We start from the raw sequence: 25,191 nt of genomic DNA on the forward strand, positions 1-25,191 counted from the left end.
TGTTTCGCATGGCGAAACACTATTTCGTTTAATGTGCTGCGAGATTAAATCCTGTACCTTGTGAGTGCAAGTTTGGCGACAGTCTTGCGCGGTTGGCGTATGCCATACTGGTGAGCTGTCGAGACAGTCTTGCGCGTGCTCAATCCTCGTATCGTCCAAGCTGTCATTATCCCATCGAGTGTAGTGAATAAAAGGTGTTGCACCCGTGAATCAAGATGAACGTCAAGCCATCGCCCGTACCGTGACCGGTTTTTTTCAGGAGCTGGGCGCAGAACTGGAGGAGTACAGCGAGGGGCGAGCAGTGGTGGCGCTGACGCTGACCCAGAAGCACATGAACAACGCCAGCAATCTGCACGGGGGCGTGACTGCCAGCCTGCTGGATATCGCCATGGGCTTGTGCGGCACCTGGGCCGAGTCTGCACAGGAGCGTCGGGTGGCGATTACCCTGTCACTGAATACCAATTTTTCTGCGACCGCGCAGGCGGGCAACCGGGTGCGCGCGGTGGCGACGTGCCGTAGCGGTGGCCACAAGGTGTTCATGGCCAGCTGCGACCTGCTGGACCAGGATGACCGGTTGCTCGGTTTCGGCGACGGCGTATTCAAGAAAGGTGCTTATCGCAAGGACCTCCCGTGAAGCCGGTAGTGCTGCTGCCGCTTGGCGTAGCGCTTGAGCTGTTTGGCCTGTTGACGCAGCTGCACTGGTTCAGCTGGTGTGCCGCGGCCTCTTTTGCGCTCTACTTCCTGTTGCACTTCTCGCGGCTGAATCCCTATCCGCGCTGGCTGGGCATCGTCACGCTGGCGATTTTGCTGGCGGCGGTCTGGTTCGCGCGGCCGGGCGCTGAACTGTGGCCCAAGCTCGCCAGTTCGGTCGCCTATTACACCAGCTTTCTCGGCGCGCTCGGGCTGATGCAGTTGCTCGCGCAGCGGCTGCCGCAGCTGCGCGAGCTGCACAAGGCGTTGCTATCGGGCTCCAAGGTGGTGCTGTATCCGCGCTATGTGCTGACCGCCGGCAGCATCGGCTCGATCCTCAACTTCGGCATGATGAACCTGCTGTGTGGCACGCTTACCGAGCACCTGAAGCGCTACTCCCTGACTGACGAGCAGCGGCGCAGCGGCCTGCGTAGCGTGATGGTGACGACCTTGCGCGGGTTCGCGCTGGTGCCGCTGCTGGCGCCTACCAGTGTGACCATTGCCATTATTTCCCGCGAGATGCCCGAGCAGTCGTGGAGTACCATGGTGCCCTACGGCGCAGTGGCGGCATTGATGATGATTGTCGTGGGGTGGCGCCGCGAAACGCAGGGGTTGCTGGAGCTGCGTGACAATATTGGTGATTCGAGCAAGGCCGACGGCATGCTGGAGTTGCTGCTGGGTAGCCTGGTGGGTCTGGGTGCCATCGGCGTGCTGGCGTCGCTGTCGAGTCTTACTGCCTCGCAGTCGGCCATGGTGCTGGTGCCCTTCGGCGTAATCGGTTACCTGCTCTGGCGTGAGCGTTCGCCGAAGCTGGTACTGCAGGAAGTCACTGCCAATATGGCCAGCATGCATAACGAGATGTTTATCTTCGGCTGTGCTGCCTTACTTGGCGGCGTGCTTGGCGCAGTCGCGCCATTGGAAGAAATCGCCGCCTGGCTGGCGCAGGACCCCAAGTACAATATTCTGCTCGCGGTCGGCAGTCTGTTCAGCACCATCACGCTGGCGGTACTGGGTCTGGCGCCGATTGTCTCGCTGTCGTTGATTGCTGGGCTGTTGGCGCAACTGGCCTTGCTCGGCGTGCCGATTATGACGCCAGCGGTGGGGCTGATGTGCGGCTTCTCGCTGGCGATGATTTTCTCGCCCTTTGGCCCCTCGACGCTGATTCTGTCGCGCTACAGCGGTGAAACGCCGTTCCGTGTCGCGTTTGGCTGGAACGGACGCTTTGTTCTGACCGTCATGCCGCTGTTATTGTTGCTGATCTTCTTTACCTACTGGCAGCAATCCTGAATGCCCGAATTACCTGAAGTTGAAACCACCCGCCGAGGCATTGCCCCGCATCTGGAAGGCAAAACCGTCACCCGTCTGATCGTCCGGGAGCGCCGCTTGCGCTGGCCTATCCCCGAGGATCTGGCCATTCAGATTGAAGGTCAGCGGTTTGAGCGGATCGAGCGCCGCGCCAAGTATCTGTTGATGCAGATTGGCGGCGGTACCCTGATTGGTCATCTGGGCATGTCGGGGAATATGCGCCTGGTACCGGCCGGTACGCCGGCGGCCAAGCACGAGCATGTGGATATCGAGCTGGACTCGGGTATGGCGCTGCGCTACACCGATCCCCGCCGTTTCGGCGCCTTGCTGTGGGCGCGGGCAGGGGAGCCGCATCCGCTGCTGGCCAAGTTGGGGCCGGAGCCGCTGTCAGCGGAGTTTGATGGCGAGCGGCTGTACCAGCTGTCACGGGGCAAGAGCAGTGCAGTCAAACCCTTCATCATGGATAACGCCGTGGTGGTCGGCGTGGGCAACATCTACGCCAGTGAAGCGCTGTTTGCGGCGGGTATCGATCCGCGGCGCGAGGCGGGCCGGATCAGCCGTGCGCGTTATCTCAAGCTGGCGGAGGAAATAAAGCGCATCCTTGCTTACGCGATCGAGCGTGGCGGCACCACGCTGCGCGATTTTGTTGGCGGTGATGGTCAGCCGGGCTACTTCAAGCAGGAGCTGTTTGTATACGGCCGCCCTGGGCAGCTGTGCAAGTTGTGCGGCAGCACGCTTAGCGAGGTACGGTTGGGGCAGCGCAGCTCGGTGTATTGCCGCCAATGCCAGCGCTGAAAGCGCTTCAGAAAGCGCCGTAAACCAGTAATTCAGCGGTCTGCAGGCTAATTTCAGTGTGCCACGTTCCGAAATCCACGGAATGTGCCTACAATGGAGTGTGATACCAGCGATCCACGGGATAACGGATCGTGTAACAAGATCAACGCCTTTCGGGCCACAACCAGGGATTTAATATGCGCCTGTTACGTCAAACTACCGCGTTAGCGGCCGGCCTGCTGATGAGTGTCAGTGCCATGGCAGCCACCGACTACAACTCCTATCAGGAAGAGAAGCCCGGCTATCTCGCCATGATGGGCGACCTGATTATTGCTCGCCCCATGCTGTTGGCCGTCACAGCCGTTGGCGCCGCTGCCTTTGTGGTAAGCCTGCCGTTCTCCGCCGCCGGTGGGAATATCGGTGAAGCGGGTCGCGAGCTGGTGGTTCGTCCTGGTGCCGAGACCTTCGTGCGCTGCCTGGGCTGCACACGTGCCGGTTACGGCCGCAAACAGCAGGACGAGAACCTCTAGGTTCCATGCGCGAATGCCGAGTCAGGGCTGACCGCGCACCTTACCGGCAAGGCCGCTATCGCTTTTCTTACCGGATAAGCTAGCGGCCATGCCTGCGAGTCGCTCGATTCGACAGCGGCTTGTCTCGCTCCAGCCAGCGTGGCTGATTGCTGCGCTGGCTGGTTTCGTGTTGCTGTTTTTTGGTAACAACGCCTTCTCTTTGCTGCTAGCCGGCATCGCGCTGTTCATTTTGGGCATGCGCTATCTTGAAAACGGTTTCCGTGCCTTTACCGGCGGTGCTCTTGAGCGCTGGCTGACTGCCTGCACCAGCAGCGTGTGGAAGAGCCTGCTATTTGGTGGCGTAACGACCGCCCTTGTGCAATCCAGCTCATTGATTACCCTGCTCAGCATCGCCTTTCTCAGCGCTGGCCTGATCAGCCTGACCGCCGGCATTGGCATCGTGTTTGGCGCTAACCTGGGTACCACGACCGGCGCCTGGCTGATTGCGCTGATCGGGCTGAAGGTTGATCTGTCGCAGATTGCCATGCCGATGCTGGTGCTTGGGGTGATCCTGGAGCGCAACAAATCGGCGAGTTGGCGCGGTGGCGGGCAGGTGCTGCTGGGTGTTGGGCTGCTGTTTCTGGGCATCGACCAGATGAAGCTGGGTTTTGCAGGTATGGATGCTGCGCTGAATCTTTCCGTCTACGCGGCCAGTGGCTGGCAAAGTCTGCTGCTGTATGCCGCGCTGGGCACCCTGGCGACAGTGCTGATGCAATCGAGCCACGCGACCCTGATGATCACCTTGACCGCCTTGGCGGGTGGCCAGTTGGGCTACCTGGATGCGCTGGCGATGGCGGTGGGAGCCAATCTGGGGACCACGATCACCGCACTGATAGCGGCGTTCAGTGCCAATAACGCAGGCCGCCAGTTGGCCGCGGCGCATATTGTGTTCAATCTGCTGACAGCCATGGTCGCGCTGGCAATTCTGCCATTGCTGGCGCAGTGGGTGGACACGCTGAGCAGTTGGTTGGGCATTGACGAGCACGCCCTGACGCTGAAATTGGCACTTTTTCATACTCTGTTCAATCTGCTCGGTCTGCTGATCATGCTGCCTTTGGTGCCGCTGCTGGTCCGTAGCCTGCAACGCTGGCTGCCGGCGGCCGTAGAACCGGATGAGGAGCTTTCACAGCAGCCGCGCTCCAGCGCGCTTTATCTGAATGATGCTGCGCTGCTCCACGCCGACACGGCACTGCGGGTGTTACAGCAGGAGCTGGCGCACCTGGCCAGCCTGAGCCATCAGGTGATTGCCGCGGCGCTGTACCTGCCGGCCGACTTCATGCGTGATGTGCCCGCCCGCCAGAACCTGAGTAGTCGGTTGTCGATACCGCCGCTGGCCGCGCGCGAGGATGCCGATGCGCTGTATCACCGGCATATCAAGGGCGTGTACGGCGATATTATCGCCTTTCGCAGCCGTCTGGACTGCGAGCTGTTGCCGCAGCAACAGCAGCAATTGATGGACGATATGTTGTCTGCGCGTGATCTGGTAGAAGCGGTAAAGGCGGCCAAGCATCTGCAAGGTAACTTGCGTAAGTACGTTGACAGTCAGCGTCCGGCCCTGCGTGAGGGCTACCGGCAGTTGCGCGAGCAGGGCCGCTCAGTGCTCTCGGTATTGGCTAGTGGCAGTGCGCAGGCGGGTGTTGCCGCTGAGCGCGGGTCAGCGGCGCTTTCGCAGGCGCAGCAGATGTTCAGTGCCGGCTTTGAGCGCCAGCTGCATGAGCAACTGCGCAGTGGCGAGCTGGACGGCTGGCAGGCGACCTCGCTACTCAACGATCTTAATTACCTGAAGCAAATTGGTGATCACCTGCGTGCAGCGCACGACATGATCTATACCCGCGCAGCGCTGCGGGCTGCCGGCTAGCGCTGCGCCGCCTGGTTGCTTGAGCGGGCGTAACGGCCAGGCAATAAAAAACGCCCGCTGCGTGAGCAGCGGGCGTTTTCGTGAAACGGCGCCAGGGCCGTTTCGATGCAGCCAATAGTACTTACTTGGCGGCTTTCTTTTCTTTCTCTTTCGCGATCACAGTCTCGGCAACGTTAGCCGGGCATGGAGAGTAGTGCGAAAACTCCATGGAGAACTGGCCACGACCGGAGGTCATGGTACGCAGGGTGCTGATGTAGCCGAACATTTCTGCCAGCGGTACATCGGCCTTGATGCGTACACCGGTAACACCCGCTTCCTGGCCCGCGATCATGCCGCGACGACGGTTCAAGTCACCGATGACATCACCAACGTGGTCTTCAGGAGTGAACACGTCAACCTTCATGACCGGTTCCAGCAGCTGTGGGCCGGCTTTGGGCATGGACTGACGGAACGCACCCTTGGCGGCGATTTCAAACGCGATGGCCGAGGAGTCAACGGCGTGGAAGCCACCGTCAACCAGTTCGAAGTCAACGTCCAGAACCGGGAAGCCCGCCAGCGGGCCAGTGCCCATCAGCGACGCAAAACCCTTTTCGATGGCCGGGAAGTATTCCTTCGGAACGTTACCGCCAACAACCTTCGACTTGAAGGTAAAGCCGGAATTCGGCTCGCCGGGCTTGATGACGTAGTCGATCTTACCGTACTGACCGGAACCACCCGACTGCTTCTTGTGGGTGTAGCTGTCTTCGATCTGCTTGGTGATGGTCTCGCGGTAGGCAACCTGTGGCTGACCTACAACCAGCTCAACGCCGTAGGTACGCTTCAGAATGTCGACCTTGATGTCCAGGTGCAGTTCGCCCATGCCCTTGAGGATGGTTTCGCCGGAATCGATGTCGGTTTCAACGCGGAAAGTCGGATCTTCTGCAACCATCTTGCCGATGGCAACGCCCATCTTCTCGGTGGAACCCTTGTCTTTCGGCTCAACGGAGATGGAGATAACCGGCTCCGGGAACACCATGGCTTCCAGGGTGCAAGGATGCTTCGGATCACACAGGGTGTGACCGGTTTGCACGTTCTTCATACCAACGATGGCGATGATGTCGCCGGCGGTAGCGAAGCTCAGCTCGTTACGCTCGTCTGCCTGCATTTCTACCATGCGGCCTACGCGCTCGGTCTTGCCGGTGAACGAGTTGAGGATGGTGTCACCCTTGTTCAGCTTGCCGGAGTAGATACGGCAGAAGGTCAGGGCGCCGAAACGGTCGTCCATGATCTTGAACGCCAGGGCGCGGAAGGGCTCGTCTTCACTCACGATGGCGTGTTCGCCAGTGGGGTTGCCTTCTTCGTCGGTCAGCGGCTGCGGGTTTACTTCGGTCGGCGTTGGCAGGTAGTCAACGACGGCGTCGAGCAGCAGCTGCATGCCCTTGTTCTTGAACGCGGAGCCACAGTAGGTCGGGAAGAACGCCAGTTCCAGAGTACCCTTGCGGATGCAACGCTGGATGTCTTCGATGGAGGGCTCTTCACCTTCCATGTACGCCATCATGATGTCGTCGTCCATTTCCACGGCAGTTTCGATCAGCTGCTCACGGTAGGTTTCAACGTCGTCAACCATGTCGGCCGGTACGTCTTGTACCGAGTAGTTTTCAGGCTGTCCGGTTTCGTCCCAGATGTAGGCCTTGCGGGTCAGCAGGTCAACAACACCGGAGAAGGTGTCTTCTGCGCCGATTGGCAGGGTCATGATCAGCGGCTTGGCGCCCAGTACTTTCTCGACCTGAGCGGTTACGCGCAGGAAGTTGGCACCGATACGGTCCAGCTTGTTAACGAAAATCAGACGGGAAACCTTGGAGTCGTTCGCGTAACGCCAGTTGGTTTCGGACTGGGGCTCAACGCCGCCGGAACCACAGAATACGCCGATGCCGCCATCCAGTACTTTCAGTGAACGGTACACTTCCACGGTGAAGTCAACGTGGCCGGGGGTGTCGATGACGTTGAAGCGGTGGCCTTTCCAGAAGCAGCTGACAGCAGCGGACTGAATGGTAATACCGCGCTCGGCTTCCTGTTCCATGAAGTCGGTGGTGGACTCACCCTCGTGTACTTCACCCAGCTTGTGAATCTTGCCGGTGAGCTTGAGGATACGCTCGGTAGTGGTAGTTTTGCCGGCATCAACGTGGGCGAAGATACCAATATTTCGGTAAAGGGATAGGTCAGTCATGGCACTCTCTGATAAGCCGGGTGGAAAAACAGGCGGCCAATATACAGGAATCGGAAAAGAATCTCTCGGCTTTTACGATGAAATGGTGTTAAAGGCAGGTTAATGCCTGCCTTTGGAGGGGGTGGCGAGACGTTCTGTCTGTGCTACTCGATGCTAGCGCCTTGTTGCGTATACAATTTTGTGACCGCCGCAGCGCTCACCCGAGCCTCACCAATACCGCGTGGATCGCTGGCGGCGCTGAGTTGGTTGTCGGCCTTCTGCCAGGAAACCGCCTGCATATTGCCGTAGTCGCGGCCAACCGGTTCGATGCTGTGGCCCATGGCTTCAAGCGCGCTTTGCTGCTGGGCGCTGAAAGCAGCCGCTTCGACTTGAATATGATCCGGCAGATACTGATGGTGAAAGCGCGGACGGCTGACCCAGCGTTCGACCGGCTCGCCGCGCATGGCCTCCAGCGAACCCAGCAGCACCATGGTGATGATGCGGCTGCCGCCGGGTGTGCCGAGGATCGCCAGCTGCTGATCGTTTTCCAGCATGGTCGGGGTCATGCTGGACAGTGGGCGCTTGCCGGGCGCAATGGCGTTGGCTTCGCTGCCGGCCAGGCCGTAGGCGTTGACGCCATCCGGATCGGCAGCAAAGTCGTCCATCTCATTATTTAGCAGTACGCCGGTGCCGGGCACGGTGAAGGCGGCGCCAAAGGGTAGATTGACGCTGAGCGTGGCGGCCACGGCATTGCCCTGGGCGTCGATCAACGAGAAATGCGTGGTGTGGTTGCCTTCGACAAAGTCGATCAGTGGCCCCAGCTCGCTGCTCGGCGTGGCACGCTCAGGGTCGATGCTGGCCGCCAGCTTGGCGGCGTAGTCGCTGGAGGTCAGCTGCTGTACCGGCACCTCGACAAAGTCGTTGTCGCCCAGCAGCGCAGCGCGGTCACGGTAAGTGCGGCGCATCAGCTCAACCAGTTGGTGAGTCCATGGCACTGAACCGGGTGCGGCCTTGGGCAGGGTGTCGAGCCCCTGCAGTATGCCGGCCAGCGCGATACCACCGGCGGAGGGCAGCGGGGCGCTGATCACGTCAAAACCATTGGCGGTAAAGCGGATGGGCGAGCGTTCGATGACCTTGTAGTCGTCCAGGTCCGCCTGCTGCCAGATGCCGCCTGCGCTGCGCACCCCCTCAATCAGCTGCTTGCCAACCCTGCCTTTATAGAAGCCATCACGGCCCTCGGCTGCCATGGCGCGCAGGGTGGCGGCCAGTTCGGGTTGCTTGATGACAGTACCGACGGCGGGCAGCTGGCTATCGCGTAGAAAGAGGCGGTCGGTTTCCGGGTAGCGGTTCATCGCCTCCAGCCGGTAACCGGCGAGGGTGCGGTAGTGCTCGCTGATGGCAAAACCGTTCTCGGCGGCGGCAATGGCGGGTGCGAGCGTCTTGGCCAGGGGCAGCTTGCCGTAATGCTCGGCGAGATGGGCGAGCGCCGCCGGGACGCCGGGAATACCGGCCGCCAGCGGGCCATTGATCGCCGGGTCGCGTTGCACAATGCCGTCGCTATCACGGTAGAGGTCGCGGTTGGCGCTCAGCGGTGCGGTTTCGCGGGCATCGATAAAGCGGTAGGGCTGATCGCTGTTGCCCGGCTGGCGTAGCAGAAAGAAACCGCCGCCGCCCAGACCTGAACTGTAGGGTTCGACCACCGCGAGGGTAGCGGCGACGGCCACCGCCGCGTCAAAGGCATTGCCGCCCTGATCAAGGATGGTGTGGCCGGCCGCGGTAGCGAGGGGGTGGGCGCTGGCGACCGCCTGCTGGCCAGGGCCATTGGCGGCGTGCAGCGGTGCGGCGGACAACAGGCCGGCCAGACTGAGGGTGATCAGAAGGTGCCTGTTGTGCCGCATGCCCATGCTTACGCCTCGCCGGTGAGAATCTTGTACTTGTCCATCAGCTCTTGCTTGCTTTCGACATGCTCCGGATCGAGCGGAATGCAGTCGACAGGGCAGACCTGCTGGCATTGGGGTTCGTCAAAGTGACCGACGCACTCGGTGCACAGGTTCGGGTCGATCACGTAAATTTCTTCGCCCTGGGAGATGGCCCCGTTGGGGCACTCCGGCTCGCAGACATCGCAGTTGATGCAGTCGTCGGTGATGATCAGTGACATGGTTCAGAGGCTCCGCGGCGCAAGGATTCAGCTATGGTAGCGCTTGAGCAGGGCGGCATTCACATCGGGATGCACGAACTTGGTCACGTCGCCACCCAGCGCGGCGATTTCGCGCACCAGGGTAGAAGAGATATAGGAGTAATGCTCTGATGGCGTCAGGAACAGGCTCTCGACATCGGGTGCGAGCACGCGGTTCATGTTGGCCAGCTGAAACTCGTACTCAAAGTCAGAGACCGCGCGCAGGCCGCGCAGCAGTACATTGGCGTTCACTTCCTTGACGAAGTGCGCCAGCAGGGAAGAGAAGCCCACCACTTCGACATTCGGCAGATGCGCCAGCACCGTCTTGGCCATCTCGACACGCTGCTCCAGCGGGAAGGCCGGATTTTTCTTGGTACTGGCTGCAACGGCGACCACGACACGATCAAACAGGCGTGCGGCGCGCTCGACCAGATCGGTGTGACCCTTGGTGATCGGGTCGAAGGTGCCGGGATAAAGTACGGTGTTCATGGTTGGCGTGGTCCTGCGGCTGTCCAAGTGAGAGGCAGATGGTAGCCCAATGACCGCCGAAAACCCAGCCGCGCAGGCGGCTGGCCGGGTATTTTTCGGTTGGCGGCAGCCGCCGGCGATCAGCTCAGTTCAGCGGCCAGGCCGGTGGCCAGTTTAGCGACCAGGCCATAGACCGACAGTTGCGGGTTGGCGCCGATACTGGTGGGGAACAGCGATCCGTCGAGCACCGACAGGTTTTCCAGCTGGTGGTGCCGGCCACGGCTGTCGGTTACTGCTCGGGTTGGGTCCTCGCCCATGGCACAGCCGCCCATGACGTGCGCGCTGGCCAGGCGGACGTCGTGGATGCGGTAGCTCAGCTCTGCCACCTGTCGCTGGAAGTCGGCCCAGCTGTGGCTTTCGCGGCCATGGGCGTGGGTCGGTACCACGCTCTTGGCGCCCGCGGCGAACTGGATTTCGCCCATGCTCAGGTAGGCACGGCGCACGCCGTCCCAGAGGTAGTCATTCAGTGGGTAGTCGAGCACCGGGTCGCCGTTGTCGCGCAGGGCAACGCTACCGCCCTGGCTCTGCTCGTGAAAACCGTCGCGCAGCAGGGCCAGCATCAGGTTGCTTTGCGCCAGACCGTTCATGCGTTGCAGGCTTTCCTGCCCAAGTCCGCCCATCATTACCGACATCAGGCTGGGCTGCATCGGCGGTACTTCCATTTTGTAGCCCATGGGCCCCGTGGTGCCCTGATCCCACTGGAAATGATCGGAATACACCGATTGTGGGGCGCCGTAAAAGCCGTTGATGTCGCGATCAAAAAGCCCCAGGGTCATGTTCACCGGGTGCAGGAAGGTGCGCTTGCCCAGTCGCTCGTGCGGGTCGGGTGCCTTGGAGCGCAGCAGCAGGGCGGGGCTGTTGATCGCGCCGCCGGCCAACACGACGTGTTTACCGCGCAGGCGCAGCGTGCTGCCGGTGGCGGCGGTCAGGGTTGGGTTCATGCCGCGGCAACGCACCTCGCTGACTCGATCGCCCTCGAATACCAGGGTTTCCGCGCGCGCACTGTGCACCAGGGTGGCACCCTGCTCCAGCGCAGCCGGGATGGTGGTGACCAGCATGGATTGCTTGGCGTTGGTCGGGCAGCCGCTACCGCAGTAGCCCAGGTTCCAGCAGCCGCGAACGTTGCGCGGGATGATTTTCCAGTGATAGTCGAGCTTCTCGCAGCCCTGGCGAATGACGTCGTTGTTGGCATTGGGTGGCACCGCCCAAGGCGCCACGCCCAGACGTTCTTCCATCTGCGCAAACCAGGGCGCCATGCTGTCGCTATCCACACCCTTGACGCCGTGCTCGCTGGCCCAGTGGGCCAGCGTGGGATCAGGGGTGCGGAAACTGCTGGTCCAGTTGACCGTGGTGGTGCCACCGACCGTGCGGCCCTGCAGAATGCCGATGCCGCCATCGGCGGTGCCGCGCGCGGCACCTTCCTGATACAGCTCGGCATAGGCCTTGGCTTCGTCGTTCTTGAAGTCGCTGGAGGTTTTCAGCGAACCCTCTTCCACCAGCAGCACCTTGAGGCCGCGCTGGGCGAGGATCTCGGCGCTGGTGCCGCCACCCGCGCCGGTACCAATAATGATGACATCGGCTTCGAGTGTGGTGTCGGTCGCCAGGCTGGCGGCATCAATCACTTGCCAGCCGCGGGCGACGCCCTGCAGGAATAGATCGGGTACGGGCATGGAATTCCCCTGAATGCGGTAGTCGGTCAGATAACGGGTGGACCAGGATAGCCAGTCGTGGCCCAGGACAGCGGCAGCGCGTACCACGACATCATCAGCAGCTTGCTCAGGGTGTTGTAGCCCTGGCGCAGCATCTCGAAGCGGCTATCGCGCCAGCGCAGCAAAAAGGTATTGAGCTGCTCGGGGCTGGCTTTGCTCATGTCGCCCCATATCCCGGTCAGCGGGCCACGGGTGAGCGGCATGCTCAGCAGACCAAACAGGTCGAGCACGGCCTTTTGCACGAAAGGGGAGGTGTGCGCCAGCGAATAGTCGAGCTGCGCCAGAGCCTGGGCAATCGCGTCCGGATGCTGCGTCAAGGCGGGGTGCGGGCCGAGGATTACGGGGTACAGCGCACTCAGCAGCGGCAGGTCGGAGGCGCGCAGCACTTGGAATTCCGGCGCGGCGCGCTCCGAGGTGCAGCCGGTCAGGCTGGCGGTGAGTCCGACTGTGCTCAGCGCGAGGCTGGCACCCAGACCCAGTTTGAGCAGGTCGCGCCGGCCCAGCTGGGGGTTCAGGTTGGAGTCCATGGGTTCAGGCTCATTATTCTTGTTGTGGACTGAGGTGCGGGGCACCTCAGCTGAAAATACGCCAGTATTCAGCGCAAAAACAGTTTGTAGACCATTTGCTGCAGCTTGCTGCCGTAGGGTGGGTAGATCGGCCGCGAACCGTTGAAGCGCTGTTTGATGTACACGCTCTTAGCCTTGCTCAGGGTCAGGAAGCCTTCGTGCCCGTGGTAGTGGCCCATGCCGGAAGGGCCAATGCCGCCGAAGGGCATGTCGTCCTGCGCCACATGGAAAATGGTGTCGTTGATACACATGCCACCAGCGTGGGTCTGCTCCATCATGCGCTGCTGCTCGGCCTTGTCGTAGCCGAAGTAATAAAGCGCCAGCGGACGCGGACGGTCGGCGATGTAGTCGAGCGCTGCATTCAGGTCGTCGTAGGGCACGATCGGCAGCAACGGCCCGAAAATCTCGTCCTGCATCAGCTTCATGTCGTCGGTAGTGTTGAGCACCAGCGTCGGCGGCAGAATGCGGCTGTCGCTCAGGTCCTCGTTGGCCGGGTTGATCGGCAGCAGGCGGGCGCCTTTCTCTTCGGCGTCCTGCAGGTAACCCTGCAGACGCAGGTACTGGCGCGGGTTTACCACCTGGGTGTAGTCGGGGTTGTCGCGCAGTGTCGGGTACATTTTCGACAGTTGATTGCTCAGGGCCTCGACCAGGCCGTCGACTCGCGCGCGCGGGCAGAGAATGTAATCGGGCGCCACGCAGGTCTGGCCGGCGTTCATCGCCTTGCCGAAGGCAATACGTTCGGCAGCGTCGGCCAGTGGCACGTCAGCGGAAATGATCGCCGGCGATTTGCCGCCCAGCTCCAGCGTGACCGGCGTCAGGTTGTCGGCCGCTGCGCGCATGACATGTCGGCCAATGCTGGTAGCGCCGGTGAACAGCAGATGATCGAAGGCCAGCTGCGAAAAGGCCACGCCGACCTCGGCTTCACCGGTAATCACCGCCACCTGATCTTCATTGAACACCTCGGCCAGCACGCGGCCGAGCAGGTCGGCAGTTTCCGGTGTGGACTCGCTCATCTTGATCAAGGCGCGGTTGCCGGCGGCCAGCGCGGTGACCAGCGGGCCGATGGCGAGAAACAGCGGGTAGTTCCAGGGCACGATGATGCCGACTACGCCGAGCGGCTGATAGACCACCTGGGCCTTGCCCGGCTGGAAGGCCATACCCACCTTGCGCTTGGACGGCTTCATCCAGCGGCGAATGTGTTTACTGGCGTACTTGATGCCTTCAAGCGAGGGCAGAATCTCGGCCAGCTTGGTTTCATCGGCGGAGCGGCGGCCAAAATCGGCGTTGATGGCTGCGATCAGGGCGTCCTGATGCTTCAATATCGCGGCTTTCAGCTCGCCCAGTTGGCGGATGCGGCTCTCGGCATCGGGCATGGGCGCGGCGCGAAACGCGGCGCGCTGCAGGGCAAAGAGGTCGTGCATGCGATTGATCGAATGCTGCTGGTCCTGCATGTAGGCGATATCGGCTACCATGGTGCCTCCGCAATAGGCCGGGCTGAGGGATTGGCCGGCTCTTGTTGTGTGTTGTGTATGCCCGTCTGCGCGCGTGCGGACGGATTGTTTGAAGCAAGTCAGGTATTTTTAGAGTATTTGCTCTAAAGTGTCAATTCGTTCATTTAACCGGCTATCAGGTATGAAAACCCGCGACCGTATTCTTCAGGCCAGTCTGCAGCTGTTTAACGAGCAGGGTGAGCGCGCCGTTACCACCAATCACATTGCGGCTCATCTGGGCATGTCGCCGGGTAATCTGTATTACCACTTTCGCAACAAGCAGCAGATTATCGCCGAGCTGGTGGCGCGGTATGAGGCCGAGGTGGAGGGGTATTTGCAGGTGCCGCAGGGGCGTGCGCTGACGCTGCAGGACAAGGCGCATTACCTGGAGTCGATCAATCAGGGGCTCTGGCAGTACCGCTTTTTGCTGCGGGACCTGGAGCATCTGGTGTCCGCCGACCCTGAAATGGCCGAACGTTATCGGCAGTTTTCGCGGCGTTGTGTGCAAAGCGGGCAGGCGATCTATCAGGGGCTGGTGGATGCCGGCTTTCTTTGTGCCAAGCGCGCCAACCCGGAAGCCTTGGCACTGAACTCCTGGCTACTGATGACCAGTTGGGTGAGCTTTCTCTGCACCACGGTACTGGACGGAGAGCAGTCCGAGCTGACCCCGGCCATGCTGCGTCGCGGCGTGTACCAGGTGTTGTCGCAGGAGCTGGGGCTGTTAACCGAGCAGGCGCGCCCGGCGATCGAAGCCTTGCTGGCCGAATATTATCTACCGCTGGATGGCATTGGCTTGAGCTGAGCGCTCAGCCAGAGTGGTATGCGCCGCTCCAGATAGTAGCGGGGGCGCCACGGCGGCCCTTCGACAAAGCCCACATGGCCACCGTGCGGGTGCAGCTCGAACTCGGTGCCGGAGGCCAGTTCACTGCTTTCAGGCAGGCTGTGCGGATAGACGAACGGATCGTTCAACGCCTGAATGATCAGCGTCGGCACCCGAATACTGCTCAGAAAGAAGCGGCTGCTGCAGCGCCGGTAATAGTCTTCGGCGCTGGCAAAGCCGTGCAGTGGCGCGGTGATGCGGCCATCAAAATCCCAGAAGCTGTCCATGCCGGCCAGCGAGCCGAGGGCGTCGAGGCGCGCGTATTCGGCATCGCGCCCCTGATGCTGAAACAGGCGCTTCTTGTTGGTCACGTAGGCCAGCATGTCGCGCATGAAGCGGCTCTGATACACCCGTGAGAAACCAACCTGCAGGCGGTCGGCGCACTGATCCAGGCGGAAGGGCACCGATACTGCCACAGCTGCTGCGACGGCCGCGTGTTCACCCTGCTCACCCAGATACTTCAGCAGCACATTACCGCCCAGTGAGTAGCCGACCGCGACCAGCGCTTGGCCGGGGTGCAACCCTTTGACGTGGGCGATTACTTCAGCGAGGTCATCGCTGGCGCCGGAGTGGTAAGCCCGGGCACTGTGGTTCGGCTCGCCGGAGCAGCCGCGCCAGTTGAGCGCCACGCTGTGCCAACCAAGTGCGGCGAGGGCGCGCTGCTGGCCGAGAATATACAGTGAGGCCGAGCTGCCGGTCAGGCCGTGCAGCAGTAGCGCAATGGGCGCCGCTTGCGCACCTGCGCTGTGCCAGTCGAGATCCAGGTAGTCGCCGTCGCTCAAGGTCATGCGTGTGCGCTGGCGCTGCAGTGCAGGCGGCCGACGCAGCAGCGGACTGAACAGCGTCTGCAGATGACCGCCCGGCAACCAGCGGGCCGCACGGAACAGGCTCAACCCTGGCGGCGCCACAGGCTGTACCAGACCTGGCCGGCGCGCTTCTCGCGGTGCAGCTGCCAGTTGTCAGGCAGGCTCTGACGGCCAGGTGAGTTCTCGCTTTCCAGGTAGATCAAGGCGTCTGCGCTCAGCCAGCCGTTGGCCTCCAGCGCCGCACATGCGGGTTCGAGCAAGCCTTGATGGAAGGGCGGATCGATAAAGACAATGTCGTAGCGCTCGGCAGGTGGCGTGCCAAGCATGGCCAGGCCATTGTCCTGACGCACCTCGGCCTTGCTGCAGTTCAAGGTGCTCAGATGGCCGCGCAAGGTGCTGACCACGTCGCGGTTCAGGTCGACGGCCAGCGCCCAGCCCGCTCCGCGCGACAGCGCCTCCAGTGCCAGCGCGCCGCTGCCGGTGAAGAGGTCCAGGCAGCGGGCCCCCTGAATGTCGCCACTAAGCCAGTTGAACAGGGTTTCACGCACGCGATCCGGCGTGGGCCGCAGGCCCGGCTGCTCGGTGAAGCTGAAGCGGCGGCTGCCCCACTCGCCACCGATAATGCGCAGCTGGCCGACCTTGGCTTTGACCTGCTTCATGGCGTGGACTCCTCGGCTGGGCGTTGTTCAGCTGCCGCCGGGGCGGTTTCCCCGGCAGGCTCGGCGCTGGGCTCCGGCTGCGGCGGGCCGACAGTGATAGTCACCCGTTGGGCGGGGTCCAGGTGGGCGGCAAAGGCGCTCTGGATCTGCTCGACGGTCAGCGCCTGCACCTGATCCAGAAACAGCTGCATCTGGTTCAGCGGCAGATGATAGAAGCCGATCGCCGCCAGTTGGCCAACAATGGCGCTGTTGCTCGCGGTGCTGAGCGGGAATTCCCCGAGAATCTGCTGTTTGGCGCGCACCAGCTCTGCTTCGGTTGGTCCCTCGGCGATGAACGCGTCCAGCGTGCTGTTGACCACCTCAAGCGCGGTGTCGGCCTGGTCGCTGCGGGTTTGCAGGCTGATGCTGAACGGGCCGGGCGCCTGCATCGGGGTAAAACCGCTGCTCACCGAGTAGGCCAGGCCGCGTTTCTCGCGCACCTGCTCCATCAGCCGGGAGCCAAAGCCTGAGCCGCCAAGTATCTGGTTGCCCACGTAGAGCGCAGCGTAATCGGGGTCGCCGCGCTGAATGCCCTGCTGGCCAACAATCACCTGGGTCTGAGCGCTGGCAAAGTCGATATGCGTGGTGCTGGCGCTGACCGCTTCCGGCGCGGGTGTCAGCGGTGCAGCCGGCCCCTCGGGCAGTGCGTCAGCCAGGTGTTGCGCCAGTTGCTCGGCCTGCTGGCGGTCGATTGCGCCGACCAGCGCGATCACGGCGTTGCCGGCGGCGTAGTAGGTCTGGTGGAAACGCTTCAGATCGGCCTGCTTGATGGCCTGCAGCGCTTCGGCTTCGCCATCCGGCAGGGAGCCGTAGGGGTGCTGTGGATACAGCGTGGACCAGAAGGCTTCGCTGGCGATGGCCCCGGGGCGTTGCTGCCGGTACTGCAGGCCGGCGAGCATCTGCTCGCGCACTCGCTCCACGGCTTTGGCCGGGAAGGCCGGCTCGGCGAGTACCTGGGCAAACAGCGCCAGGGCAGGTTCGAGCTTGTCGCTGGCAGTCAGGCTACGCAGGCTGATCAGGCCCATGTCGCGGTAGGCGCTGTTGCTAAACTGCGCGCCGAGACGATCAAAGCCGCCGGCAATATCATCGGCGCTCAGGCTGGCGGTACCTTCGTTAAGCAGTGCATTGGTCAGCATGGCCAGGCCGGGCTGCTCGCCGTCGCGGCTGGCGCCGGCAGCAAACAGCAGCTGAATGTCGAGCATCGGCAGCTCGTCTGCCTGCATGTAGTAGACCTTGGTGCCCTGGCTGGTAGTCCAGTGCTGCAGGTCGAGTCCGCGACGGGCCGGCGGAGTATCAAGGTCAAGCTGCTCCAGCGATTCCAGTGCCGGCAGTGGCGAACCGAACACTTCCTCGGCGGTATCGGGTTCGCTGCTGCTCACCGGGGTTGCCGCAGCGGGTTCAGGTTCAGGGGCGGTGGTCGGCTCCGGCGACTTGTTCAGGAGTACGGCAATCATCACGCCAAGCGCAGCGAGTGCCAGTAACCAGCGCAACAGGGACAAAGGCTTGATCGACTTCATGGCTGCGCCTCCTTGGCCAGCGGCAGCAGGGTAGTGCGGGTCAGGCGGTCGCGTACCAGATAACGGCGGGCGACCTCGCTGACCTGTTCTGGAGTAATGGCCTGCAGTGCAGACACATCCTGATCTATCAGGTGCCAGGACAGTCCGACACTTTCCAGCGCCCCAATGCGCGTGGCCTGGGCGGTGATGTCATCCTGCGCAAACACCAGGCCCGCCACCAGTTGGGCCTGCACTCGCTGCAGTTCTTCCGCGCTGGGCGGGGTTTGCTTGATCTGCTCGATCTGATCCCAGAGAGCGTCTTCCAGCTGTTGCAGGCTGACATCGCGGGACAGGTTGGGGATGCCGCTGAGGGTGAACAGGCTGTCGCCACGGCTGAAGGGGTCATAATTGGTGCCGGCGCTGGTGGCAATATTGCTGCCGCGCTCCAGATTGCTCGGCAGGCGGGCGCTGTAGCCGCCATCGAGCACCGCATCGAGCAGGCGCAGCGCGTGCACTTCCCAGGTTTGCGTGCTGGTGCCCAGGCTGGGCACATTGAAGCCCAGCAGCAGGCTGGGCAGCTGTACATCAAGATGCTGCACCAGACTGCGTTCGCCGCCGGCGGGCAATTCCAGCGGCGTGCGAATGGGTACCGGGGTGCGTGCCGGTACCACGCCAAAGTAGCGCTCAACCAACGGCTTCACCGTTTCCGGGTAGACGTCACCAACGATCACCAGGGTCGCATTGGCGGGCACATAATGGGCGCGGTACCAGGCGCGCAGGTCTTCGATCTGCATGCGGTCGAGGTCGTGCATCCAGCCGATCACCGGTTGGCCATAGGGGCTGGCCATATAGGCCTGGGTCAGGAAACGCTCGTAGGCCAGGCCATTGGGGTTGTCATCTACGCGCATGCGACGCTCTTCCTTGATGACTTCGATTTCCTTGAGAAACTCGTCTTCGGGCAGGGTCAACTGGTGCATGCGCTCGGCTTCCAGCTCCAGCGCGACCGGCAGCTGGTCGCGGCTCAGGGTCTGGTAGTAGGCAGTGTAGTCACGCGTGGTCATGGCGTTTTCACTGGCCCCCAGGCTGCCCAGCAGCTTCGAGGCCTGGCCGGGTTCAAGGTTCTTGCTGCCCTTGAACATCATGTGCTCCAGCGCGTGCGACAGCCCGGTCTGGCCCGGTGGCTCGTCGCTGCCGCCCACCTTGTACCAGACCTGCGAGGCGACTACCGGCGCGCGGTGATCCTCGCGGATGATTACCTTCAGACCATTGTCCAGGGTGTAGCTGTGGGTGGGTTGGCGGGATTCATCGGCAACTGCCGCCAGCGGCAGCAGCGCAAACGCGAATAACAGAGAGATCAGCCGCAACATGCATTGGATCCTGTGGAGCAGGGTGGTGGGCGGCAACGAGGCGTGATCTGATCGGCAGACTGCGGCTCGCCGGTGCCCGGGAGTCATACCGCCAATGGCGGAAGTGGGGTAGGATAACCCAACCTTCAATATGGCGAAGCATTCGCCGTCAGACTCAGATAGTGACCCTTCATGTTTGGTTCCAAAGACAAGCCAGAAAGCCCCGAAAACAAAGCCGCCGAGCCTGCCGCCAAGCCGGAAAAGAAAGGCCTGTTCGGATGGGCGCGCCGCAAGGAAGCGCCCGAGACGCCGGCGGCTGATACCGCGCAGGATGCCCCGGCTCCCTTGAGCCAGCAGCTCGACAGTGTTGAAGCGCGCGAGCAGGCGGCCCGCGAGGCGGCCGCATCGCTGTTCTCCGAACTGGGCCAGAACACCGCTGAGCCAGAGGTCGTCTCCGAACCGGCCGCTGCCGAAGAGCCCAAGGGCTTCTTCTCGCGGATGAAACAGGGGCTGTCCAAGACCAGCGCCAACCTTGGCGAGGGCATGGCCAACCTGTTCCTCGGCGAAAAGGAAATCGACGACGAGCTGCTGGAAGAGATGGAAACCCGCCTGCTGATGGCGGACGTGGGTATTGAAGCCACCACCCTGATCATGGAAAGCCTGCAGGATCGCGTCACGCGCCGTCAGGTCTCCAGCCGCAAGGCGCTCTACCGTGCCCTGCAGGGCGAGCTGGAAGCGCTGCTCAGCCACGTGGCCAAGCCGCTGCAGATTGATGGCAGCAAAAAGCCCTATGTGATTCTGGTGGTCGGCGTGAACGGCGTCGGCAAGACCACCACCATCGGCAAGCTGGCCAAACGCCTGCAGGGCGAGGGCAAGCAGGTCATGCTGGCGGCGGGCGACACCTTCCGCGCCGCTGCCGTAGAGCAGTTGCAGGTCTGGGGCGAACGCAATCAGATTGGCGTGGTGGCCCAGCATACCGGCGCCGACTCGGCCTCGGTGATCTTCGACGCGCTGCAGGCGGCCAAGTCGCGCGGCGCCGATGTGCTGATTGCCGACACCGCCGGCCGCTTGCACAACAAGGATCATCTGATGGACGAGCTGGCCAAGGTCAAGCGGGTGATGGCCAAGCTGGATGTTGATGCGCCCCACGAAGTCTTGCTGGTGCTGGATGCCGGCACCGGCCAGAACGCCATTTCGCAGACCAAGCTGTTCGATCAGGCGGTAGGTCTTACCGGCCTGGCCCTGACCAAGCTCGACGGCACCGCCAAGGGCGGGGTGATCTTCGCTTTGGCCAAGCAGTTTGGCCTGCCGATCCGCTATATCGGCGTGGGCGAGCAGATCGACGATCTGCGGCCCTTTACCGCGCCCGAGTTTGTCGAGGCGCTCTTTGGCAACAAATAACCGCTTCGGCAGAACCCCGGCTGGAATGCATTCCCGATGATTCGCTTCGATCAGGTCAGCAAGCGTTACCCCAACGGCCATCAGGGGCTGGATAGGCTCGACTTTCACATTCGCGCCGGCGAGATGGTATTTATCACCGGGCATTCCGGCGCCGGCAAGAGCACCCTGCTCAAGCTGATCATGTGCATGGAGCGACCCACCTCGGGCGCCGTACACGTGGGTGGGCAGAATCTGCAGGATCTGGGCAGCGACGACATCCCCTACCTGCGCCGCCAGGTGGGCGTGGTGTTTCAGAATCACCAGTTGCTGTTTGATCGCACCGTGTTTGATAACGTCGCCCTGCCGCTGATCATCAATGGTACCCCGGCCGATGAGGTGGGTCGCCGCGTGCGCGCCGCGCTCGACAAGGTCGGCCTGCTGAGCAAGGAAGGCAGTTATCCGATTGCCCTTTCCGGCGGTGAGCAACAGCGCGTGGGTATCGCCCGCGCCGTGGTACACAAGCCTGCCTTGCTGCTCGCCGATGAGCCGACCGGTAACCTTGATCCGGCGTTATCTGCCGAAATCATGGGCCTGTTTGAAGACTTCAACCGCGTGGGTGTGACCGTGCTGATTGCCAGCCATGACCTGCCGCTGATTGCCAAGCTGGATCACCGCATGCTGACGCTGGATCAGGGTCGCCTGATCACGGATGGGGAGTGAGCATGGCTGCCGCTAAACGTAACACTGAAACCAAACGCAAGGCGCCCAAGGGCGCCGCGCGCTCCGAGCGCAATTGGCGCCACCCGCTGCGCAGCTGGCTGGGCAGCCACCGCGCCAGCGCCCGGCAGGCGCTGCGGCAGGTGGGCCGTTATCCCTTCAGCAGCGCCCTGACTGTGCTGGTGATGACTATCGCCCTGGCGTTGCCGATGGGTCTGTCAGTGCTGATCAACCAGGTTGAGCAGTTGGGGGTGAACTGGCAGGAAGCGGCGCAGATATCGGTCTACCTCAAGGATGACGTCAACGCCGAACGCCAGCAGGAGCAGCTGGCGGCGATCAAGACCCTGTCGGGTGTGGCGGCAGCGCAGTTGCTCGACAAGGAGCTGGCACTGGCCGAGTTCCAGCAGCATTCGGGTATGGGCGATGCTCTCCTGCAGTTGAGCTATAACCCGTTACCCAGCGTCATTGTGGTCACCCCGGCGAGTATCGACGGCGGCGCGGCAGCGCTGGAGCCGCTGCGCGATCGGCTGGCAGCCATTGATGGCGTGGATCAGGTGCAGATCGACTTGCTCTGGGTTGAACGGCTGGCGTCGATTCTGGCCATGCTGGAACGCTTTACCGGCGGGTTGGGCCTGCTGCTGATCATCGCGCTCTTGCTGGTCATGGCCAATACCATCCGCCTGGCTATTGAAAGCCGCCGCGAAGAAATCCTGGTGGTCAAACTGGTGGGCGGTACCGATGCGTTCGTGCGCCGGCCATTTCTTTATATAGGTGTGCTATACGGTCTGCTGGCCGGCGTCCTGGCCTGGCTGCTGCTAGCGGCAGGGCTGGCCTGGCTGAACGTCACGGTGCAACAGGTTGCCAGCCTGTACCAGAGCGATTTCGCGCTGATGGGCATGCCCTGGCGCGATGGCTTGACGCTGGTGTTCGGCGCTATGCTGCTGGGCCTGGTTGGTGCCTGGCTGGCGGTAGGGCAGCATGTGCGGGCGATAGAGCCTAGCTAGCTACAAGCTACTCGGAGTGGGTTGGTTGGGTTTTGGGTTTATCTTGCAGCTTGATGCTTGCCGCTGGTCCAAGCCTGAACTTTAGTCTGCGTTCCCAGTCTTATTTTGCAGTGATACACTGGGTCGTCATTTTTTGGGAGTTCAAACATGAGCACTGCCTTGCAACCCATCAATAGCTTGGTGCCGGGTGCGAATCTTGAAGCCTATGTTCAGAACGTAAGCAGCATTCCGGTTCTCAGCGCTGAAGAAGAGCGAGAGCTGGCCGATCGTCTGTATTACCAGGAAGACCTCGAGGCTGCCCGTCAGCTGGTCATGTCGCATCTGCGTTTTGTGGTGCACATTGCCCGCAGCTATTCCGGCTATGGCCTGGCCCAGGCTGATCTGGTGCAGGAAGGTAACGTCGGTTTGATGAAGGCGGTCAAGCGTTTCAACCCGGAAATGGGCGTGCGTCTGGTGTCCTTCGCGGTGCACTGGATTCGTGCCGAGATTCACGAGTTCATTCTGCGCAACTGGCGCATCGTCAAGGTGGCGACTACCAAGGCCCAGCGTAAGCTGTTTTTCAACCTGCGCAGTGCCAAGAAGAAGCTGGCCTGGCTGTCGCACGATGAAGTCGAGGCGGTTGCAGCAGACCTGGGCGTGGCCACGCGTGAAGTGCGCGAGATGGAAAGCCGCCTGTACGGCCAGGATTTGGGCTTTGATGGCGCCCAGGACGAGGACGACGAGGTCGCCTACGCGCCAGTTCACTACCTTGAAGACAAACGCTATGACCCGGCTACCCAGCTGGAGTCAGCCGACTGGTCCGACAGCTCCAGCAGCAGCCTGCTGACCGGGCTGGAGGCGTTGGACGAGCGCAGCCGCGATATCCTGTACCAGCGTTGGCTGGCGGAAGAGAAGGCCACATTGCACGAGCTGGCCGCCAAGTATCAGGTATCGGCCGAGCGTATTCGGCAGCTGGAAAAGAACGCCATGAACAAGCTGAAGAAAAATCTGGAAACCGAGGTCGCGCTCTGAGGCGCAGCTCGCGGTGGCGTTAATCCAAGGGCATCCGATGTGATGCCCTTTTTTATGTGCAGTGGTATTTCAAATAACAAAGGAGTGGTGCATGACCCGTCAACAAGGGGTACGTCTGGCTACGCTGCTGAGTGTGGTGATTCTGGCTTTCTTCGCTTTCGGCTTCTGGATGTCGAAGCCGCAGCAGACCGAACCCATGCAGTGGCGTGCGGCCTATGAGGAAAGCCTCTGGACGCCTTTGCAGCGTCAGCAGCTAACCCTGGGCGATGCGAGTGCGGCGCTGGGCCATGGCACCCTGTGGATGATCAGCTCGGAGGGAAAGCCGTTGCTGGTCAGCCGCTATACGCTGGAAAGTGATGGCCTCAGCTGGCGTGTGCAGGCGGTACTCAAGCTGACTGATCAGCAACGCGACAGCCTGGTACAGGCGCAGGCCTGGGAGCCGGACTTGCCGGATCAGCCGATCAACTCCTCAGTGGCCGATGCCCTGAAAGACCAGCCGGTACTGCGCTTGAGCTTGATTCCGTCTGAGCCGCTGGCACTGAGCGATATTCAGGGCACCATCGGTAATCCTGACCTGCGGTTGCCGGTCAGTGAGGGCGAAGAAGCCTGGGTTTATCCGAAGATCGGCGCCGTTGTCGCCGTGGGTGAGGAGCAGGCCCACTCCATCATGTTTGGCCTGCGCGATGATTTGAGCGGCGAATAAGCCGCTCAAGTCAACAGGGGTCAGATGTCCAGCCGGTTGCGCCAGTAACGCAGGGTGAGCCATTCCGGCCAGTCGCGCCCGGCCTCCAGTTCATCCAGATAGTGGCGGCCCCCGAGCTGCCGCATTTGCTGTTGAATCCAGACAGCTCGGCGTTGGGCATGGGCTGGCGGCTGTGCGGCGTCCCAGTTCAGTGGGCTAGGCAGCACCGCGGCCAGTTGGCTGGCCTGGCGGTTCGACAGGTAGCTGGCGCCTACATGGAAGTGATGCTGAGCGGCGGCCTCGACGCCAAAGACGCCGCGATCCCATTCGGCGATGTTCAGGTACATCTCCAGAATCCGCTGTTTCGGCCAGAGCACTTCTATCCACAGCGTGAACCAGGCTTCCAGCCCCTTGCGCAGATAGCTGCGGCCAGACCACAGAAACAGGTTCTTGGCCACCTGCTGGCTCAGGGTACTGGCACCGCGCAGACTGCCACCCTGCATGTTATGTTCTACCGCCGCGCGAATGGCCTTGAGGTCGAAACCGTAATGCTCGGCAAAGCGCTGATCTTCAGCGGCAATCACCGCCATCTTCATGCCGTCGGGGATTTGCGCGTAGGGGCGCCATTGATACTGGATGTCCAGCGCCTGTTCGCTTTGCCGTGCGGCAAACCAGCGTTCGACCATCAGCATTGAGCCGGGCGCTGGCGCCCAGCGCAGCACGACAATCGGTAGCAGGCTGACGAGGGCGAGGATCAGCAGCCACTTGGCGGCTTTGCGTAGTATCTTGTTGATCATGTGAGTCCGAATGAGCGATTCGTTCGGAGTATAAACCGGGGGGATCTGTCATGGCCAAATGGCTGTTGTTGTTGGCGTCGTTCAGTGGTTTTACCGGGGTGGCGCTCGGCGCCTTCGCGGCGCACGGTTTACGCAGCAGATTGCCGGAAAATCTGCTTAATGCCTTTCAGACCGGGGTGCACTATCAGCTCTGGCACACTATGGCGCTGATCGCGGTAGCGCTGTTGTTGCTGCGCTTTCCGGAGTCGGGCCTGTTCAAGGCAACCGGGGTACTCTTTGCCTTGGGCATGGTGCTGTTTTCCGGCAGTCTGTACCTGCTGGCACTGAGCGGCGTGGGCAAGCTGGGCATGATCACGCCGCTGGGCGGCGTAACCTGGCTGATCGCCTGGGCGTGCCTGGCGCTGGGCGTCTGGCGTACGCTTTGACCGCGCTGGCGTGGTCAGGTGGCGGCAAAGCGCGTTATCATAGCGCCCTTGTTTGGGTGACCTGCCACAGGCTGCCGGCACCTTTCCCCTTCACCCGGA

The 25,191-nt window shown here is 62.0% G+C and carries 24 protein-coding genes; 12 read left to right on the plus strand and 12 right to left on the minus strand.

Features of this window, described 5'->3' with window-relative positions; translation table 11 throughout:
* The first annotated feature begins 205 nt into the window (after window positions 1-205).
* From BLU26_RS12850 to BLU26_RS12870, 5 genes are all read left to right on the plus strand, one after another.
* Window positions 206-634: a PaaI family thioesterase gene (locus BLU26_RS12850; RefSeq protein WP_092287284.1), complete on the plus strand. Its 429-nt coding sequence runs from the start codon at window positions 206-208 to the stop codon at window positions 632-634.
* Window positions 631-1,977 (plus strand): hypothetical protein, encoded by a 1,347-nt coding sequence (locus BLU26_RS12855; RefSeq protein WP_092287287.1) that lies wholly within the window; start codon window positions 631-633, stop codon window positions 1,975-1,977. Before BLU26_RS12850 ends, BLU26_RS12855 begins: the two co-directional genes overlap by 4 nt.
* Window positions 1,978-2,790, plus strand: coding sequence for a bifunctional DNA-formamidopyrimidine glycosylase/DNA-(apurinic or apyrimidinic site) lyase (gene mutM / locus BLU26_RS12860; protein ID WP_092287289.1), 813 nt, complete (start codon window positions 1,978-1,980; stop codon window positions 2,788-2,790). It begins immediately after the preceding gene.
* A 176-nt stretch (window positions 2,791-2,966) separates the two neighbouring features.
* Window positions 2,967-3,299 carry a multidrug transporter gene (locus BLU26_RS12865; RefSeq protein WP_092287291.1) on the plus strand — a complete coding sequence of 111 codons (333 nt, stop codon included), beginning with the start codon at window positions 2,967-2,969 and terminating at the stop codon, window positions 3,297-3,299.
* Window positions 3,300-3,387: 88 nt separating this feature from the next.
* Window positions 3,388-5,196, plus strand: coding sequence for a Na/Pi cotransporter family protein (locus tag BLU26_RS12870; RefSeq protein WP_092287293.1), 1,809 nt, complete (start codon window positions 3,388-3,390; stop codon window positions 5,194-5,196).
* Window positions 5,197-5,317: 121 nt separating this feature from the next.
* Here BLU26_RS12870 and fusA read toward each other — a convergent pair whose 3' ends face one another.
* The 7 genes from fusA to BLU26_RS12905 form a co-directional block, all read right to left on the minus strand.
* Window positions 5,318-7,402, minus strand: coding sequence for an elongation factor G (gene fusA, locus BLU26_RS12875; protein ID WP_092287295.1), 2,085 nt, complete (start codon window positions 7,400-7,402; stop codon window positions 5,318-5,320).
* A gap of 143 nt (window positions 7,403-7,545) precedes the next feature.
* A complete protein-coding gene (gene ggt / locus BLU26_RS12880) occupies window positions 7,546-9,285 on the minus strand; it encodes a gamma-glutamyltransferase (protein WP_231701944.1) in 1,740 nt (579 codons plus the stop codon).
* Window positions 9,286-9,287: 2 nt separating this feature from the next.
* Window positions 9,288-9,539 (minus strand): YfhL family 4Fe-4S dicluster ferredoxin, encoded by a 252-nt coding sequence (locus BLU26_RS12885; protein ID WP_092287297.1) that lies wholly within the window; start codon window positions 9,537-9,539, stop codon window positions 9,288-9,290.
* A 27-nt stretch (window positions 9,540-9,566) separates the two neighbouring features.
* The gene (coaD, locus tag BLU26_RS12890) at window positions 9,567-10,046 is read right to left on the minus strand and encodes a pantetheine-phosphate adenylyltransferase (RefSeq protein WP_092287299.1); all 480 of its coding nucleotides are present in this window, start codon (window positions 10,044-10,046) and stop codon (window positions 9,567-9,569) included.
* Between the two features lie 119 nt (window positions 10,047-10,165).
* Window positions 10,166-11,755 carry a GMC family oxidoreductase gene (locus BLU26_RS12895; RefSeq protein ID WP_092287301.1) on the minus strand — a complete coding sequence of 530 codons (1,590 nt, stop codon included), beginning with the start codon at window positions 11,753-11,755 and terminating at the stop codon, window positions 10,166-10,168.
* A 26-nt stretch (window positions 11,756-11,781) separates the two neighbouring features.
* Window positions 11,782-12,321 (minus strand): hypothetical protein, encoded by a 540-nt coding sequence (locus BLU26_RS12900; RefSeq protein ID WP_092287303.1) that lies wholly within the window; start codon window positions 12,319-12,321, stop codon window positions 11,782-11,784.
* Between the two features lie 68 nt (window positions 12,322-12,389).
* Window positions 12,390-13,832: a coniferyl aldehyde dehydrogenase gene (locus BLU26_RS12905; protein ID WP_092287305.1), complete on the minus strand. Its 1,443-nt coding sequence runs from the start codon at window positions 13,830-13,832 to the stop codon at window positions 12,390-12,392.
* Window positions 13,833-13,992: 160 nt separating this feature from the next.
* Between BLU26_RS12905 and BLU26_RS12910 the strand changes: the two genes are divergently transcribed.
* The gene (locus tag BLU26_RS12910; protein ID WP_092287307.1) at window positions 13,993-14,652 is read left to right on the plus strand and encodes a TetR/AcrR family transcriptional regulator; all 660 of its coding nucleotides are present in this window, start codon (window positions 13,993-13,995) and stop codon (window positions 14,650-14,652) included.
* On the opposite strand, the gene BLU26_RS12915 is transcribed toward BLU26_RS12910, so the two are convergent.
* From BLU26_RS12915 to BLU26_RS12930, 4 genes are read right to left on the minus strand one after another with little or no spacing between them, the layout of a single operon-like run.
* Window positions 14,619-15,638, minus strand: coding sequence for a hydrolase (locus BLU26_RS12915; protein WP_231701945.1), 1,020 nt, complete (start codon window positions 15,636-15,638; stop codon window positions 14,619-14,621). The genes BLU26_RS12910 and BLU26_RS12915 overlap by 34 nt on opposite strands.
* Window positions 15,620-16,195, minus strand: coding sequence for a 16S rRNA (guanine(966)-N(2))-methyltransferase RsmD (rsmD, locus tag BLU26_RS12920; RefSeq protein WP_092287309.1), 576 nt, complete (start codon window positions 16,193-16,195; stop codon window positions 15,620-15,622). The genes BLU26_RS12915 and rsmD overlap by 19 nt, the downstream gene beginning before the upstream one ends.
* Window positions 16,192-17,751 carry a M16 family metallopeptidase gene (locus BLU26_RS12925; RefSeq protein ID WP_092287311.1) on the minus strand — a complete coding sequence of 520 codons (1,560 nt, stop codon included), beginning with the start codon at window positions 17,749-17,751 and terminating at the stop codon, window positions 16,192-16,194. The genes rsmD and BLU26_RS12925 overlap by 4 nt, the downstream gene beginning before the upstream one ends.
* Complete coding sequence (locus tag BLU26_RS12930) at window positions 17,748-19,097, minus strand: M16 family metallopeptidase (RefSeq protein ID WP_092287313.1); 1,350 nt, start codon at window positions 19,095-19,097, stop codon at window positions 17,748-17,750. The genes BLU26_RS12925 and BLU26_RS12930 overlap by 4 nt, the downstream gene beginning before the upstream one ends.
* Window positions 19,098-19,268: 171 nt before the next feature.
* Here BLU26_RS12930 and ftsY point away from each other — a divergent pair, with 171 nt between their 5' ends.
* From ftsY to BLU26_RS12955, 5 genes are all read left to right on the plus strand, one after another.
* Window positions 19,269-20,477: a signal recognition particle-docking protein FtsY gene (gene ftsY / locus BLU26_RS12935; RefSeq protein WP_092287315.1), complete on the plus strand. Its 1,209-nt coding sequence runs from the start codon at window positions 19,269-19,271 to the stop codon at window positions 20,475-20,477.
* 36 nt (window positions 20,478-20,513) lie between these two features.
* On the plus strand, window positions 20,514-21,176 hold the full coding sequence (gene ftsE / locus BLU26_RS12940) for a cell division ATP-binding protein FtsE (protein WP_092287317.1): 663 nt from the start codon (window positions 20,514-20,516) through the stop codon (window positions 21,174-21,176).
* Window positions 21,177-21,178: 2 nt separating this feature from the next.
* Window positions 21,179-22,177, plus strand: coding sequence for a permease-like cell division protein FtsX (gene ftsX / locus BLU26_RS12945; protein ID WP_092287319.1), 999 nt, complete (start codon window positions 21,179-21,181; stop codon window positions 22,175-22,177).
* Window positions 22,178-22,324: 147 nt separating this feature from the next.
* Window positions 22,325-23,188 carry an RNA polymerase sigma factor RpoH gene (gene rpoH, locus BLU26_RS12950; RefSeq protein ID WP_092287321.1) on the plus strand — a complete coding sequence of 288 codons (864 nt, stop codon included), beginning with the start codon at window positions 22,325-22,327 and terminating at the stop codon, window positions 23,186-23,188.
* A 91-nt stretch (window positions 23,189-23,279) separates the two neighbouring features.
* Window positions 23,280-23,891, plus strand: coding sequence for a hypothetical protein (locus BLU26_RS12955; protein WP_092287323.1), 612 nt, complete (start codon window positions 23,280-23,282; stop codon window positions 23,889-23,891).
* Between the two features lie 20 nt (window positions 23,892-23,911).
* Here BLU26_RS12955 and mtgA read toward each other — a convergent pair whose 3' ends face one another.
* Window positions 23,912-24,667 carry a monofunctional biosynthetic peptidoglycan transglycosylase gene (gene mtgA / locus BLU26_RS12960; protein WP_092287325.1) on the minus strand — a complete coding sequence of 252 codons (756 nt, stop codon included), beginning with the start codon at window positions 24,665-24,667 and terminating at the stop codon, window positions 23,912-23,914.
* A gap of 50 nt (window positions 24,668-24,717) precedes the next feature.
* On the opposite strand from mtgA, the gene BLU26_RS12965 reads away from it, so the two are divergent.
* A complete protein-coding gene (locus tag BLU26_RS12965) occupies window positions 24,718-25,092 on the plus strand; it encodes a DUF423 domain-containing protein (protein ID WP_092287326.1) in 375 nt (124 codons plus the stop codon).
* The last annotated feature ends 99 nt before the right edge of the window (window positions 25,093-25,191 follow it).

The sequence above is a fragment of the Halopseudomonas sabulinigri genome (assembly GCF_900105255.1).
GTDB classification, from domain to species: domain Bacteria; phylum Pseudomonadota; class Gammaproteobacteria; order Pseudomonadales; family Pseudomonadaceae; genus Halopseudomonas; species Halopseudomonas sabulinigri.